Origin of the sequence: Bacillus sp. IBL03825 (genome assembly GCF_024712505.1) — a bacterium.
Classification (GTDB): Bacteria; Bacillota; Bacilli; order Bacillales; family Bacillaceae_G; genus Bacillus_A; species Bacillus_A wiedmannii.
The window spans coordinates 1,569,795-1,586,367 of sequence record NZ_JAMXKE010000001.1 but is presented as its reverse complement, the minus strand read 5'-3'; the positions used below and the strand labels follow the sequence as shown (position 1 = coordinate 1,586,367).

Here is a 16,573-nt window from a genome sequence, read left to right as displayed (position 1 = left end):
ATTTCACCTCCTCTCATTTCAGGAAATTTAAAATGTTAAATAATAAAAGGACTGCCAATGACAGTCCTGAAATCCAAATTGATATATGCGCTTTTTTGTTAGCATCATTTTTTTCTTGTTCTTGTCTCAAATCATTAATTTCACGGTCTCGAAGTTTGAACATCTCGATTACTTCTGTACGACCTATATAATTGCTGTGATTGCGTTCTAAATTCTTTTCAATTCGCATCATCGTTTCGTTCATAGATTCGAGCTTTACTTCAAGTTTTGTTATACGCTCATACTCCTTTTGATCCACTACAATCACCCCACCTCAAAATAAAAAAGCGACTATATTTGTCACTTTTTCGTTATACAACCCATATTTTATTTAAGTTTGTTTTTCAAGATGTAATGCGCCTAAATCATCCACAACTAATTTCCATAAAGATCCATCCGGACTTTTCATAACAATACTTTTACTTGCATCACCAAAAATAAAATTTCCATAAACCGTGTTATCTGATTCTGCATTCACAAACGTTTTTGGGTAATCATCACCACTCGTAGCGAATATGCGATTGATTCTTATAAACTTATTATCATTATTGGAACCATAGATAGTAATTTTAAGTTTGTATGTAGCTGCTGACCTTGCAGCCACATGAACTACCGCCGCTGTATTTCCAGTTACATTAGCAATCTGTGTATACGCTCCATTTAATGTAGTCACTCTTTCAATTTTTATGTTTTTTGGTGTTTCTCCCCAAGCAAATGAAAGACCGATTGACTCCACATATGACAATGGATTTGAGCTACAATCTATCTCTATGATAATTGGAGCCTCTTGTGTTGGATCAGACCAGCGACAAGACTGTTCTCTTCTCATACTGAACATTCCCCATATATTTCCGCTCGTTCTTGTTGCCCCTATTGAGGACACTTTGTACCGTTTATCCGCCAACAATAATACATCATCTTGTTCTCCAACAATTCTCTTATCATTTGGTAACAATGGCGGCATATTTATATCGTTTGTTTCTTTAATATAATCTGTATAAGGAAGATATGCTTTCCCACCATCTTTAGCACTTGTTAGCATTACCCTTGAAATCCCAATCCGCTTATTTGATAGGTTACTTCCCCAACATTTAATTCTAATCTTTGTACACTTATCTACCGCTGCCCATGGCGCTGAAACTGCAATTTCTTGAGAGCGATTATTCTTTGTCCAATGGACACCGATCCATTGTTTACTCAAATCATCAAACATTTCCATTTCATAATTTTGCGGTTGACTTCCCCAACTTGACATAACTTGTAAAAATGACGCATACCAAATCGGATCAGTTGCCGTATCAATTTCAATTACAATTGGATTCTCATAAGTAGCGTTTGTACCATCGAATGTAATTCCTGATTCTGTGTCAAATGTAAGAATATCTGCTAACTCACCTGAAAGAAGTGGATGTGTTGAAACTTTTGTTACTTTGTATCCACGTTTATGCCCATTCACAATATAATCATCTTGGTTTCCTAAAAAGTTAGGTCTGCTCGGTAAACTAATTGGTAATGCGTTAATTCTTTTGTCTGATACATAGTTATTTGGGCTTAGAAAACTGTTCATATAACCGTTATCTATCCAACCTTCTGTTATTTCTTGCGCCATTGGGCTTACAATTTGGTTAAACCTTGCAGACTTCGTAAACTCATACGCTGCTTCTGTCGGCTTTAATTTGTGTATATCCCAACCGAATATATCAAAACGATTTGTACCACCTTCACAATAAATCAAACGTTTTGTTCCTGCTTCAGCCTGAAACTGGACTTGGTCAAACAGGTTTCCACCTACATCTCGTGGAACCTTACTGTCTCCCTCAAGGTATAATCCATATTCCACGTTCATTATTGTAACTTGATGGAAGAAGTTCGCATTTACCCAAGCCATATCGGCTTCTTTTGTAATACTTTTGTCTACTCGTAAATGGATGCCCTTTTGCATGTTTGTAATCGTAATGTTATTGCACTTTACATTATCGATATACGTCATAGGCTCCGTTGCTTCCATGAGAATCCCTGTACCTGTCCATCCTTCAGTTGCTCGTTTCCCAAGTATATTAATGTCCTTCAACATATGCGTTTGCTCATAAAATTGAAAGATATCGGATGCATTTAAGTAAATACCAGCCTTTGTAAATGGTATTTTCATCGTCCTCAAATCAATTGTCACACCTTCGACATACGCTTCCGGTTTTAATTGGATAACATTCACATCAGTTAACGGAACTAGTACTGCGTTCGGTGCAAATACCATTTTCACTTTAGGCGGTACTACAAGTGTTTTCGAAATACCATATACACCATCCGGCACATAAACTGTTTTTATCTTATTGGTATTTGCAAACATTTTTTCAAATGCTCCTATGTCATTGGACCCGTCACCCTTTGCACCAAAGCTTGATAAATCTAACCCCCGTTGATCTACCCTTTCTTGAATTTGTACAACTTGTTGTTGTGCCTGTTGTAATGCTGGAATATCTACTTTTTCAAATTCTTCAACCAATTTTATTCCTTTATCGATAATTCCTAATTGATTTTTCGATTCGAAATTCTCATCCGCTAAAAAAGATTGCCTTACTTTAAAATTAAAAGGATAAGAACTTCCTCTTTGTTTGATTCCATCCTCTTCTCGCTCAATTGAAATTTCACCAAATACTTCTCCTGACTTTGCTAAAGTCTGGGTGACCAACATTAAACTGATCTTCCCATTCGCTTTATCAATCACTTTTACTTCTTCTTGCTGGAGTACTGTTGTTCGATCTGGCTTTTTAAAGGCTACAATAATAATATCTGTATCTTTTAATACAAAGGCTTTTCCATCTTCTAAAACATGAATAATGAGTTCAGAAGTATTTAAACTGTTCTGCGAAAACTCAATATTATAGGACTCATTAGGTTTCCTAATGTCTACAGTTATTTCATATGAATTTTTCAAGTTGCTCACTCCTTTCTATAGAAAAAAGACCTGTTTACATACAGGTCTTAATTTCGGATGATGTTTTTAATTTGAGAAAGTTCTCTTTGGAGCAACTTGGTGATATCCATACGTTTCGTACCAAATGTTACTTTCAAATCCTTCTTATTGTTTATAGATATTTCTTCCACATTCGTTACCCTAGCATCCATTGTTACCCCAATCTTTTCATCCTCACATGTTACAATATCCCCAATTGTCCAATCCTTCTCATATTCCATACCCGGTTTCTCCGTTATAACACATGCAAACGAAACAATTTCATTGTATTCGCTCTCTAGTTTTTGTCGACCGCGATCTGAAAGCATTTGATTAATTTCCGATTCAGGTTTATCTTTTTTATCTTCTGTTTGATTACTTACATCTCTAGCATCGATAAATACTTCTTTTCTTGCTAAACCTTTGGCTTGTTCTTTCGAAACCTCTACAATCCTCCTCTCTTCTCCCTCACCTTGTCCGCCGACGTATGCTGTATTTTTATAGTTTGATATGTCTTTTTCAAATTCACGTTCCAGAACATTTTCAAATGCAATGGAGAAAATGACAGGTGGGTATGTTTGTTGATGTCTTGTCACGTTTCTCCCAGCAAAAACATCGAAAACAAATTGTCTAGTTGTTTCATCTAGATATACATCCCATCCTAACTCAGACGCCAAGGATATTTCTTTTAGTTGTTCTGCAAGATTTTTTAAACGACTCTCAACTTGGAGATATCCGCCTCTTTTTTGATTTACCTTTATAACGAGATTCGGAATTAATCGGTTTGAATCTGTTGGATATACCGCATGCCTATCTACATAATGTTTCATAACTGTTTCTGCATCTGCATAACGTCTATCATGAGTTGTATTTGGTGGCGGGGTAATGATTCGGTTACCCAAAATCTTTTTTAATTGAAATCCTTTTACCGTTCTATTATCATTTTTATCTATTGAATAATTTGTAATAACTCCTACACGTTTTTCATCTATTAAAATAAAGTTATCATCAAAGAGACCGATTGCATATTTGGCATCATTGGGAACTTTTAATTCAAAGGTTCCAACATCTTCCCATGAACGCCCAAAACTAAGGGATTCATAATCGCTAATTTCACCAATTTTTTGTAAATCTGGAGTATATATAATCAATTCTCATTCCCCTTCCTTATAGATGTGCATATTTTGTTGGATACGAAATACTAGAAACGTCTACCTCTCGATTTACCGGTACACTTTTACATATCAATTGTCCATCTGTCCACATAGCAAGATGACCAATTGCGAACCACCCATTATTGTCAATTGTAGTAACAGGTCTATATTGCGGTTCCAATGGAGCGAGATCGTCTGGAATCTTTAAAATAACACTACCATCATCTTTGAGCCCATTCATAACAGCCCCTCGAAAATGAATAATCCCAAACTGATCTAGAAAATAAGAAACCTTCCCATTGCTCCTTGCTGGTGTCCATCCGTTTTTAAACTCTGGTACAACCCAATCTGATTGTTTCTTCTTCGCATATAAACCTGTTTGTCCCTGTAAATCACAAAAATTACGATCATCGGTGATTTGCGTACCATCAATAAATGATTTCCCTTTTATAATTCGAACTTGGGCAATTGGCAACTCATATATAATACCTCCTTTGTTCATATTATCTTGTTGTAATGTTGGAGGTACTGGAAGCGCTGCTACCGCTCCCTTTTTTACCATAAGATTAATGCTTCTAGTTGCAAGATTTAACTGTAAAATAATCCGATCTATACGGTCTAACGTGGCATGTGCTGGGTCATGTGTTAAAATCCGTAATCCATCAAGGACATACCCTCTTCCGTATATCACCGCACACCCTGAGTTTACAGAGGTTTTCATACCATCCGATAAGGAAATTATATTCATGTTATTCAGATACCCTTTTACGACTCCAGTTCCGAAAAACATATCAAATAATTGAGCAAAGTCTTGAGAATTGTATAATTTATCTTCACCATCAAAGAAAAAAGAACGCTCACCTGCCATGCGTTCTCACCCCTTTCTTTTATTTTTATATCCCTGTATATCTATCTCTAAAACGGATAATAACTGTAGCGCTATCCCTACCTGCATTCGCACTATAATCTAATACATTTAGACCAACTTGCAATCTAAATTCATTCAACCTCACTCCCGGGGCAATCCAGTTATACGCATTTGTTCTCGTTCCATCTATACCTACAAGTTCAACGGTATTTTGACCATATGCTGTATTGATTTCAAGACGTTCTCCTGCAAGAATATCCCGATTGATTTGCACAGCTTTCATCGTTGTAAAATTCGTGATCCTTGGATTTGTACAAGGACCGTAAATATCTATTTTGACAGGTGTTTCCTCATCACCGTTATTGATTACGTTTTGTTGTTCACCTTTATATCCAAACTGTACCTTGGGTTTAAATGAAAAAGGAAAACTAAATTTTGGTTCCCATGATAATAAAGGAACTTCTATATCACTTTCATTTTTCCAATATGGATCTGGTGTAGTAATATGAAACAATCCTTGTTGTAAAATCAAAAACTGTTCATCTTCTACCCTGTATTTCGGCAAGTTTTCAATCATAATTGTATTTTGAAATGTACCATGTGGCATTTGTACAGTTATTGTAAATGGCCCTGATTTAGGATTTAATACACGATTTAACTTCCTGCGCAATTCAAACAATTCTTTTGAATTTGAAGCTTCAATATAAAATTCAATGGGATATTGCATCCCTTTCATTGTAACCGCTCTAGGAGTAAAACCATCTTGCATATATCCTTGAGACTGAACAATATCAGCTTCACTCCCTGAAAGGTCAATTGAAGTGAGGACGTATGGGCGTAATGGGCCGAATTCCACTTTTTCTTGTCTTTGATTTTCGATTATTACTCGCTTACTCATGATGTCCCTCCCCATGTGAAAGCTACTTCATTTAGCACTCTTTGCTGCTGCCTCATGACTTCAGAGGTATCTTGATTATAAAAATGATTTACAATTTGTGTTGGCGTCTTAGGTTGTATTGTTTTATTATCAACAGGCGCATGTTCGCGATTTCTATTGTTATTTGAAATAACAGTTTCCCATCCTCTTAAACGACCTATATCCATTGAGGAAAGATTTTCAAACCTTGCTATATTCCTTCCGATATTTGAAATAATTTCACGCATGTTACCCGAAAAGTTCCCCTGTAGACTAAGGAGTTGATTTGGTTTAAAAGAGCGGATTCCATCCATTGCACCTTCCACAGTATTTTGTAAGGCATCCCGAACGATTGAAGATTGGCTCTTAATACCTGATGCAATTCCTTGTGCCATTCGAACTCCTGCAAAAGTGTGTTCATTTTTATTCAACTCATTTACTAAAGCACTATTCGCTTGAAATGCAAGTGTACGACTTTCTTTTTCAGCCATAGATGATGACTGTTTAATACCTAAAGCAAAACCTTCACCAAATGGCATACCACCTTGATCTCTTGTAAGCTTAGATGGTGAGTTTACATCAAGTGTGGCTCTCAACGCAGCAAATGCCCCCTGTGCAAGACCTGAAGCAACTCTTGATACAATTGACCCTTTACTTGACATTCCATCTGCAAATCCCTGTGCGAAACTTCCACCCGCGCTATTTGCACTTACACTATTTAAACCAGATTTCCCACTTTCCGCAACACTTACACCGCTAGAACGTGCACTACCACTTTGGTTCCCTATTCCTCTAGCAAAGTCGCTACCAGCTTTTGCACCACCACCACCGTCCGTAGCACTTCCAAGTGTTCCTTCTACTCCTTGTTTCACACTAGATGCAGATCCAACTACATTACCTCTATTCCCACTAATCATTCGCTGCATAATGTTAGTTGAATTTGAACCGCCATTCCCATCCGTTGTACTACCTAAGCTGATCTCAACTCCCGATTTCACACCGGAAGCCGCTCCAACCACACTCCCATGATTATTAACAATATTGTTTCTCATCATAGAAGTTGAATTATTACCACCATTGTTATCTGTTGTGCTCCCTAATTGTTGTTCTACACCTTGTTTTATTCCACTTGCTTCTCCAACAATTCCCGGTTTATTTTGTGCCATGAATTGCCTCATAAGCAAAGTGGACATTGCCCCACCGTTTCCATCTGTGGTAGAGCCAAGTGTTCCTTCTACTCCTTGTTTCACTTCACCTGCTGCTTGAACAGGTTGACCGCCATTTTGACGAATTCCATCTGCTGTTGTTTGGGAGATGTTTGCTCCTTGTTGTGTTGTATCGACATTTGTCTTTGTTACAACCATTTGTCTGATTACTTCAAGTGCCTGATCGATACTGAATTGCCCTGTCTGTAATCCTTTCACAAGTGAAGAAATAGTAACTTCACCATTTGGACCAAGATTATATTTCGTTTTATCTTCGATACTAATCCCAAGCTTTTGCAATACATCTTGTACGCTAAGGAATCCCGTTTCCATCCCTGTTTTTAAAGTGGCCATTATTTTCGTGCCATCTTGGGACAAATCTTTTGCAGTTAGCTTAGATAAATGTTGTTGAAAAAAAATAAACACAGCGTCTATACCAACTGTGCCTTCTTTCAAGCCATTTACAAATTGTGTTGATGTCATTTTACCAAGTGGTCCTAAATCAACCTCTAAGTTCTTTTTGAGATCCAGATTTAATTTTGTAGCAATATCAGATACGTTCATTTGCTTTAAACCATCTGCAAATGTGTTCATGACCTTAATACCTTCTGCTGTTAATGGTTTATTCCCCATTTCAATCCGCATGGTATTAATAAGAGCAACTGCTACATCCTGAACCTTATATTTTCCCGTTTTTATACCATCAACAAATTCTTCTACCTTTACTACGCCTTTTTCCCCTAAATTAACAGCCTTTGTACCATCTTCCAAGGCATAAGCGATATCACTACCAACTTGCACAGCCTTTTCGCGTGTCGATTGAAAAAGACTATCATAAACAGTATTAGAATTCGCAATTAAAGCCTCACCATATCTTTTTACTTCTTCTGCACTTTTTTGACGTAATTCAGACTCTTTTGCTGATCGTTCTTGGAGTCTTCTAAAGAGATTGTCATTCTTGCTCTCAATCATTTCTGAATTCTTAACGTATTCACCAAAACTTCTACCTTGAATTGTAATTTTTTCTTGTTCGGCTTTTGTAATGCCTGATGTTAAGTCCATTTCAATTCCTTTAGACTTTAACACTTCTTGAGCATGTTGAAGCTGTTGTTTATAACCTTCTGTAATGAGGATAGACTGCTCTGAGTATTTCTTATTAATTTGCGCAATCGCAACTTCTTGTCCTTTGGTATCAGCTATTTTACTTTTCGCAAACTCTATTTCCTTTTGTCTTGCTTTATCTAAGTCATTATATAAACTTGTATATTGTTTTCCTAAATCTTTTACTTTTCCTTGAATCGTTTCAACAGACGTATTCTTGTTGAAATTATCCATTGCTTTGCCGATTTTTTGAATCTCATCTACACTTTTAGATGCTGATTTTCCAACTTCACTATCAATGGACTTTAAAGCTGCAAGAAATACAGACTTATCAGCTGCGCTCATTTTATATATCTGTCCATTATATTGTGTGAGTAAGCTTTGAATCTTCTCGTTCGCCTTGATAACTGCTTCTTCTTGTGCTTTAAATACTTCCATTTGATCATTAAGAATTTTGTCTTTTGCTCTTAATACAGCTGAATCTGTTTCACCCGAAAACCAACTATCTAAATGAGCCTGAAGCTTGCCTTTATCTTTATTTATTGCTTGAATAGCTTCGTCCGCTAACTTACCAAATTCATCATGTGCTCGCTGAACAGCTTCTTTCGCTTTATCTCCAGTAAGCACCGGGATTTCATCTAATGTTTTAAAAGCTTTTTCTTTTAAATTTACGTATCCTTCGAGTGCTTTTTTTGTACCTTCACTTACACCCTCACCATATTTACGGCTATCTTCTTCTGCTTGTTTCGCTTTTTTTCCTGCTTCAGCAAAAGCAAATCCTAGTGCTCCTAATCCAATTACAACCCCACCAATTGTTGCAACAATCGGGTTCGCTATAATTGCTCCTATAGCAAAAGAAAGCATTCCAAGAGCACTCACTACTCCTAATACTACCGGGGCTAATAATAATGATGTACCATATACTTTTTTCGTACTATCATCTAATCCGTTGAACCAATCTGCTACACCTTTAATTGATTCTTTTAATTCAGGTATGGCTTGTTTAGCGATATCTAAAATCACCTTGCCAAGTGGTTCTAATGCAATTTGTAATTCGCGAGTGACGGATTTCCATTGTTTTGCACTTGTATCATAACCGTCAACCATTTTATTCATTGCACCACTATAATCACCTAGCCCTGTTTCCATGTTGTTTAGTGATAACATAGTAGTAGCTTCGAGATCTTCCCATTTTGTCCCGAACAGTGAAACTCCAAGTTGGTTAACTTTAATTTGATCGTCACTTGACTTAAGTTCATTTAAAACCGCATTAAAGACATCTTTTACTGTCCCTTTACCTTTTAAGAACTCCTGCCATACTTTCTGTGTTCCTTTTGACATTTCCCCCATTGCGTCTGAAGTAGATTTTGAACCATCCTTCACACGGATTTGGAATTCCTTCATTACATCGTTCACATAGTCGAGATTATATGCTCCGTTTTTACTACCATTAATAAGAATTGTGAACATTTCTTCCGCACTAAATCCCATTTCATTAAATAACGGCCCATACTCGCTCAAATTATCGAAAAGCTCGTTTGAGTAATTTAATCCCTTTGCGGAACCTTGTGCTAATAAATCAAAAGCTTGTTGACCCGATAAACCAAATCGCCCCATTAATTGGGCTGCACCACGAGTTACCTCGTTTACATCTGACTCCATCGTCTCTGCTAAAATCTCACTATCGCGAGTCACTTGTTTTAATGTTTCATCATCATTTATATCTTTAATATTGCGCTTTACTTTAACTAAAGAATCGCTGACACTAGCTAAATCTTCCCCATAGCCTTCACGCCATACTTCTCTTGCTACAGCACTAACTTTTAAGCTTTCTTCCCTTGTTAATCCTAAACCAGCCTGTACTTTCTTGTTTGCCTCTTCAAATTGACTCGCGTTTACTACTAAAGCTCCAACTCCTGCCGCTACACCAACTGCTGCTGCTCCAAACCCTTGGCTAATTCTAGTGCCAGTTTCTTGCATACTATTTCCGACTTCATTCATGCGCTCACGCATTCTTCCAGAAACGTTGCTTAGCTGATCCATTCTTTCTTCTGTATCACCTAATTCATTACGAAAACGATGTAACGCTGCTGAAGCATTATTAAACGCTGTATCATTTCGAGAAACTTGTGCAGTCAATCGCTGTAAAGCTTGTGTACCTTGCTTATATTCTTGCTGTAATTGATTATATTGAGCTTGTAGGTCTTTTGTTTCTTGGGCATTTTTCCCGTATGCCTGAGTACTTTGCTGTATCTCTTGTTCTAATTGTTGCATAGATGTAGCTAACTGCTCACATTTTTGGCGCATTTCTTGTTGTTTTTGTTGTGAAGTCCTCAAAGCTTGCTCATAATGCTTCATCTTTTGTGTTTGCGCTTCAATCTTTTGATTTAGATGGTTTGTCTTATTTTCCAATTGATCCATCTCAGATCCAACACCACGTAGCTGTTCTGAAGTGTTCCGAAATTCAGCATCTATTCTTTTCAAACTTCTATTAATACCTGCAATGCCATTTTCAAATTGATCTGTATCCAAGCGGACACGACCACCTATTGTATTATCTCCTAGTGCCATTTAAATTCTCACCTACCTTTATAACCATGCTGGAGCTTGATTAGCTGTTGTCACACGATTTGCCTTTTGTTTTCTAGCCATACAGGTAAAGTAAAACGCAATATCCATCTCATTGATTTGATTTTGTGTCATTCCTGCATCCATAAGGACGTTATATATATCAATTACGATGTCCTCGTATTTGAACGTTTTCTTTTCGGCTTCATCTCTAGCTGTTTCATCAACTTTTTTTTCGCGTCTTCTACCGTTTCCATTACTTTTATTGCCTCATTTAAACGGCCCATAATTGTTAAACAAACAGAATGTATTGTTAAACTTAAAAACCATACATGTGTACCATCAACAAACTCTTGAGCTGTAAATTGATCTCCATATATACGAGCTATAAAATTAGCTGCTCTTTCAATTGTTTCTTTTGGTACAAGATCTGCTTGCAATTCATCAGCTAATTTAGACGCTTCAAATGTAGCTGAACCCGGGATGAACTGTGGTAAATAATAATCTTTTTGCCCCTCTGCATTCTGCAATGTAATTTTCATTCAGTTTTCCTCCTAAATTAAAATAGGGATAGCATCAGCTACCCCTTCAATTATTATTTTAAGCTGCTGTTGGTGGCGTTGGTACTGCCTTGAACCAGTTTGCTGCAACAGTTGGATCAAAACCAACTTCCTCTTCGTCTAAACGATGTCTCCAGTTGCCATCAGAACGTTGAATTGCTTTACCTTTGATTTTCGCACTTTGGAATGTCGGTTTGTCTTCTGCTGTTTTGTGCTCATCACTTGGAAGCTCAAACTTCATTTTGTAATAGCATACATACAGATTTTTTCCGTTGTCATATGGTAAACGATATAGTAAAGCTACATAAGGAGGTACATCGCTTGTATTATCAACAACTTGACCTTTTACAACCTTTTTACCTAACAACTCTGCATAGATGGATAGAGGTAATGTGTCAACTTCTAATTCAATTTCCGTTCCACCAAATGCACTTGCTGTTGCTGCTGGTCCACCTTCAGCATAAAAGGTTACTGATTCTGCTTTAGGTGCTGCTTTACCACTAACTGTTTTACCAATTCGTTTTGGTGCAGTGTAAGTAAATTTACCATCTGGTGTTTCTGTTAAAATCGCGTAATGTAAATCTCTAAAATCGATTGTCATTGCCATAGTTCTTTTTCCTCCTTAGTTCATGATTTCCGTTAAAAAACGAAAACCATACCTATAAATTTTCGTATCCATTTCATAATCTGGATAGGTGCTTAAACGCTGAAAAGACAGCTTTTTCATAGCTGCCTGAACTGCTGTTTTTAGTTGTGTTTTAATCGGTGACATTGACCATATATCCACTTGATACATAACATTTGAGGTTGTTTCTTCATTTTCCGCATAAGATCCTGGAGAGGTATTTAGTTCAGAAAATGTAATCCATATAGGTGTATTGTCATTACTTTTTACAAACTGATATATGAACTCTCCACCTAACTCAGAGGTAATAACCGCATCTTTACGTAATACATCGAACACATCTTTATTGAAATTTCTCATCGCCCTGTTACCCTACGCATAAATTCTCGCTCCATGGCTTGCAACACCTCTTTTTCACTCTGAACCAGTGTCTTCTCTACAAATCCTTTATGTGGTGGATTTGGATTTTTACTTGTTCCCCAGTTTTGAAACTTCATATAAAAGTGAGGTGTTCGATCGGCTTTATCCCACCCTATTTCAATAAAATAAGAGCCGCCTTTTTTAACAACCTTACCTTCTTCCACAGCATTTTTAGCATGTCTCCCATCCCACCAAGGTTGTTTAGGTGATGGCTTGTTCGGTTCTGGACCAACTGGAGAGTTAAACTCTAACTTCTGTTTAAATACTCCTGCACCCGCTTTTAATGCTTCTTTTGTGATTTTAGGTACGTCTTGACCTAAATTCTCTAATTCGCGAATCCATTCTTCTATTCCAAAGACCTCTAACTCTGCCAATTGGATCGCTCCTCACAGATTAAGCACAAATCTATGTGCTTTTCATCAATATCGATTGCTGATTTAATTTCAAACAGTTTCCCTCGATATCGTACCCGCATATCAGAATGAACACCTTTCCGATATGGAATCGTAAAATTTATTAACTTAATAACAAATTCTGCATTTCCCTTAAAGATTTCAGAATTAAACCCTGAACCTACAGGAGTTTCAGCTTTTGCCCATGCTTTAGAAAAAACTTCCCATCCTGCTGGGAGCGCGTTTCCTTCCTCGTCTTGTCTTTCGGTTTTATGTTCAATAACTATTCTTTTATCTCGTTTTCCCGGGTTCATACAGTTTCCTCGCTTAACTGAAGCTGTAATACCATACTTTTAATGGTATAACGCACTTTTTCATCAGCTTGACCTGAAAGATCACGATTGTCGTACCAATTCGTGACTAAAACCAAAGCAATTTTTTGCGCTTGCTTTCGATTTTCTTCAGTGGCATTGTAATGCTTTCCCACTGTTTTTTTCACATAAATCTCAGCATTATCGATTAAAAGTTGCAAAATATCGTCTTCTTCTGTATCCTCTTCTTCTAATCTCAGCCACTTTTTAGTCAATTGCATATCTAACAGCATAAAACCCCTCCTATTAAGAGGGGAAAAGCCCCTCTACCTATTAAGCAAATGTAATTTCACCAACAACGATTGCTTTTTTATCAACAGATTTAACATCTAAACGTTCACGCACTTTCATACCTACTAAATCTTTACCCCAAAGATCTAGCGCTTCCTCTGAAAACTCAATATAAAGCGCTTCTCTATCAAAGATAGTAATAGCCTCTTTAAAATCACCAAAATAAAGCGGTGCAGTTTTCTTCACTGTATCTGTTTTTAATGTTTTATTACTTACAACGATAATTGGATACTTACCAAACAATAACTTTTGTGTAGGCATTGTTGGATTTGGCTGAAGAATATATTTACCCTCGCTATCCTTTAATTTATCAAGAAAATTAAAAGCATCTTGGTTCATAAGTGCCTTAGATGTTGTTTCAAAAGCTGGATCAAGTTTTACGTTAAAAATATCTTTTAAATCGTCTACTGTTTTAACCGGAACTTTTGTAGTGCCAAAGTTATCGGCTATCGCCTTTAAAATTAAAGCATTACGAGTTGCTTTTGATTTTTTACTTGTCCATTTCTTAATGTAAGCTTGAATATTCTCTGCTGTATCAGCAAGTAATTCTTTAGAAAACTTCAAGATTCCGCCTTTTTTCTTTACAGCATACTGAATATCCTCAAATTTTGGCGCTTCCATTAATGGGAAATCAGCTGCTTCCTCCACATTGTCGAATGGAACATAATCGGCCTCTACTTCAATAATACGAGATCCTGTCAATGTAGAAACAGACTCGATATTCACATAATTTTCAAGTGCTTCAGGACCATTACGACGTAATTCTTTAATTGCTGTACGAATATCTTTAGGTACAGTTAAACCGCCATCAGCTGGAATCCCTTCTGTCATAGTAGTGGCATTCAATACTTCTTTTTCATCATCAGAAAGCTTGTGTTTTCCCACAGCTGCTTTCATTGCGTTAACAAAAGCATCACCCGGTTTTACTGTATTTGCTGATGGTTGAGGAATCGGATCATTTGGAATGTTATTTACTTCTTCTTCATACAAAGCTGAAACAATATCGAATTCTTTCTGTAAATCCTTAATTTCATTTGTAAGTTGCTCTGCTTCCTCAAGTTTTTTTTGATTTAAAAGTTCTCTTGCTGCTGCTTTCTTATTCTGAATTTTAGCTAACAGTTCTCTTAATTCTTTCGGCATTTTGTTTCCTCCTTAAAATTGAGCAATAAAAAAAGAGTTAGATCAACTCTAGCTCCCTCATCAATTTATTAATTTTTTCTTGTTCATTATTTTGCGGTGGATTTCTCTTCGGTTCTCTAAAAGCTTTTGGTGTATTCTTATACTCATTAAAAAGGTTACTTGTACAAGCGACTGCTGTATTTTCTGCTGCTACTTCAATATTAAAATAGTCGCTCGCCTTCAAGCCATTTAACCATGTCTCATTTTGTACCATTTCCCTGATTTCTTCGATGTCTACGCCTTCTTTTAGATTATCTTTATAAACATTGATAATCCCTTCCTCGATTGCATCTAAATCATCAGCCATTTTTCTAAAATCATTTGCATTACCATAAGTACCATTCCACGGCTTATGGATCATGAGATATGCATTAGATGGCACTATCAACTTATCTCCCGCAAATGCAATAACTGAAGCTATTGAGCCTCCAAGTCCATCGATGTGAACCGTTTTATACCCTTCATGGCGTTTAATCATATTGTAGATGGCCATTCCTGCAAAAACTGATCCACCACCACTGTTAATATAGATATTTAAGTCTTTCCCTCTCACACCATCAAGGATATTCCTTACATTCTCAGGATATTGATCTTCATCCTCCCAAGCGCCCCACCAAGAAGAGACAATATCACCATAAAAATAAAGTGATGGTGTATCTTCAGTTTGATTTTTAATCTGTAGCCACTCCACTTCCCTCACCTCCTTTCCCAACTGAAATTAACGGAACATAATTACCATTACACATTAATTGATCGCCACCTTCTTTACGTGGCATATCTACAAATTCTCGTGCTTCGTTCGGTGTATAAATGGCATTGTTGACACCTTTTGATAATCCTTCCATTTGTATCGCAAAATCAGCACGTAAAATGCCATTCACATTAAATTTACAGCAATAACCACTTTGAAATTCATCAGTAAGAAGAAGTTTGTAGCTCATTTCTTCTTCATAATGTTTCAAAATATATAAAAGGGTATCTACGTAAAATGAACGCTGCTGCGTTTCAACATTTGCATAGTTACCCTTGTCATAGTTATTTACTTGTGCGGGTTTAATCCCAAATGCTCCGGCAACCTGAAGCGCCGTATACTTATTGATTTCTAAGAATTGAGCATCAGCCATATTAACGTTTAACGGTGTAAGTTGAAATCCTAAGGGTAGAGGTACAATTCTCCCCGCATTTTTCAATCCACTGCTAAATTCTTCAATCTTTGCTGCCATTTTCTTTGCTTTTTCCTGATCTAAATCACCCGTGTACTGCACAACTGCTTTCCCCATTAAACCGTTCGAAAAGTAGTTACTCAGATACAAAGCCCCACTTTGTATGTTTTCAATTGAGACTTTTAATATGTCTTTTACAGCTAGACCAGAAATTCCATCTAAAGATAATGATGTTTTGAAATGCATGATCTGATCAAAACGAAATCTATATTGTTTACCGGATTTATTATCTCCCCAGATATACCAAATTGCATTTTCTTTTTGGAAAATCCCAGCATTATCTATCCAAATTTGCACTTGTTCACTTGGAAGAATCCATAAATCCTTTACTTTAGCCTTATCAGTATTGATATAGACATATGCATTGCCATGGTGATTTTTGTTTGCTTCGACTGTGGACCAAAATGTACTTGATGTCATATAAGGATTAGGTCTCATTTTTAAAAGTGTATATAAATTATGCTCTGTCGCCTTCTCGAGCCCTTTATTTGTATCCTTATACAATTTTAAAGGTAACTTTCCTACACTTTCAGATAGAAGCCTTAAACAAGTGAAATAGGTAATCTCACTTAATTTATTTTTATTTACACTTCCTATATCAATACCTAACATCTTTAAAAACTCTTCTGAATCGAAAGCCACAGAGTTCTGAACTTTCTTAGGCTTAGGCTTAATCTTATTTAGCCATTCCCACATATATTCACCTCC

General features: G+C 36.6%; 15 protein-coding genes. All 15 read right to left on the bottom strand.

Annotated features, from left to right (window positions below; translation table 11 throughout):
- Positions 1–13: 13 nt before the first annotated feature.
- The 15 genes from NHG49_RS08385 to NHG49_RS08315 all read right to left on the bottom strand — a co-directional run bounded on the left by NHG49_RS08385 (position 14) and on the right by NHG49_RS08315 (position 16,561).
- On the bottom strand, positions 14–298 hold the full coding sequence (locus NHG49_RS08385; protein WP_098082691.1) for a hypothetical protein: 285 nt from the start codon (positions 296–298) through the stop codon (positions 14–16).
- A gap of 72 nt (positions 299–370) precedes the next feature.
- Positions 371–2,974, bottom strand: a complete 2,604-nt coding sequence (locus tag NHG49_RS08380; RefSeq protein ID WP_258125745.1) for a phage baseplate upper protein — start codon at positions 2,972–2,974, stop codon at positions 371–373.
- Between the two features lie 47 nt (positions 2,975–3,021).
- Positions 3,022–4,143, bottom strand: a complete 1,122-nt coding sequence (locus NHG49_RS08375; protein WP_258125744.1) for a siphovirus ReqiPepy6 Gp37-like family protein — start codon at positions 4,141–4,143, stop codon at positions 3,022–3,024.
- A gap of 16 nt (positions 4,144–4,159) precedes the next feature.
- Positions 4,160–5,014, bottom strand: a complete 855-nt coding sequence (locus NHG49_RS08370) for a structural protein (RefSeq protein ID WP_258125741.1) — start codon at positions 5,012–5,014, stop codon at positions 4,160–4,162.
- A 25-nt stretch (positions 5,015–5,039) separates the two neighbouring features.
- A complete protein-coding gene (locus NHG49_RS08365; RefSeq protein WP_258125740.1) occupies positions 5,040–5,912 on the bottom strand; it encodes a phage tail family protein in 873 nt (290 codons plus the stop codon).
- A complete protein-coding gene (locus tag NHG49_RS08360; RefSeq protein ID WP_258125739.1) occupies positions 5,909–10,807 on the bottom strand; it encodes a phage tail tape measure protein in 4,899 nt (1,632 codons plus the stop codon). The genes NHG49_RS08365 and NHG49_RS08360 overlap by 4 nt, the downstream gene beginning before the upstream one ends.
- A gap of 164 nt (positions 10,808–10,971) precedes the next feature.
- Positions 10,972–11,346: a phage tail assembly chaperone G gene (gene gpG / locus NHG49_RS08355; protein ID WP_103655622.1), complete on the bottom strand. Its 375-nt coding sequence runs from the start codon at positions 11,344–11,346 to the stop codon at positions 10,972–10,974.
- A gap of 58 nt (positions 11,347–11,404) precedes the next feature.
- A complete protein-coding gene (locus NHG49_RS08350) occupies positions 11,405–11,971 on the bottom strand; it encodes a major tail protein (RefSeq protein WP_098082685.1) in 567 nt (188 codons plus the stop codon).
- A gap of 15 nt (positions 11,972–11,986) precedes the next feature.
- Positions 11,987–12,349, bottom strand: a complete 363-nt coding sequence (gene gp17, locus NHG49_RS08345; RefSeq protein ID WP_098082684.1) for a tail completion protein gp17 — start codon at positions 12,347–12,349, stop codon at positions 11,987–11,989.
- Positions 12,346–12,783: an HK97-gp10 family putative phage morphogenesis protein gene (locus NHG49_RS08340; protein ID WP_103655623.1), complete on the bottom strand. Its 438-nt coding sequence runs from the start codon at positions 12,781–12,783 to the stop codon at positions 12,346–12,348. Before NHG49_RS08340 ends, gp17 begins: the two co-directional genes overlap by 4 nt.
- Complete coding sequence (locus NHG49_RS08335; protein WP_103655624.1) at positions 12,771–13,115, bottom strand: phage head closure protein; 345 nt, start codon at positions 13,113–13,115, stop codon at positions 12,771–12,773. Before NHG49_RS08335 ends, NHG49_RS08340 begins: the two co-directional genes overlap by 13 nt.
- On the bottom strand, positions 13,112–13,405 hold the full coding sequence (locus tag NHG49_RS08330; protein WP_103655625.1) for a head-tail connector protein: 294 nt from the start codon (positions 13,403–13,405) through the stop codon (positions 13,112–13,114). Before NHG49_RS08330 ends, NHG49_RS08335 begins: the two co-directional genes overlap by 4 nt.
- Before the next feature lie 40 nt (positions 13,406–13,445).
- Positions 13,446–14,603: a phage major capsid protein gene (locus NHG49_RS08325; protein WP_103655626.1), complete on the bottom strand. Its 1,158-nt coding sequence runs from the start codon at positions 14,601–14,603 to the stop codon at positions 13,446–13,448.
- A gap of 37 nt (positions 14,604–14,640) precedes the next feature.
- Entirely contained in the window at positions 14,641–15,333 is a 693-nt protein-coding gene (locus NHG49_RS08320) for a head maturation protease, ClpP-related (protein ID WP_103655627.1), read from the bottom strand.
- Complete coding sequence (locus tag NHG49_RS08315; protein WP_258125737.1) at positions 15,314–16,561, bottom strand: phage portal protein; 1,248 nt, start codon at positions 16,559–16,561, stop codon at positions 15,314–15,316. The genes NHG49_RS08320 and NHG49_RS08315 overlap by 20 nt, the downstream gene beginning before the upstream one ends.
- Positions 16,562–16,573 lie beyond the last annotated feature (12 nt).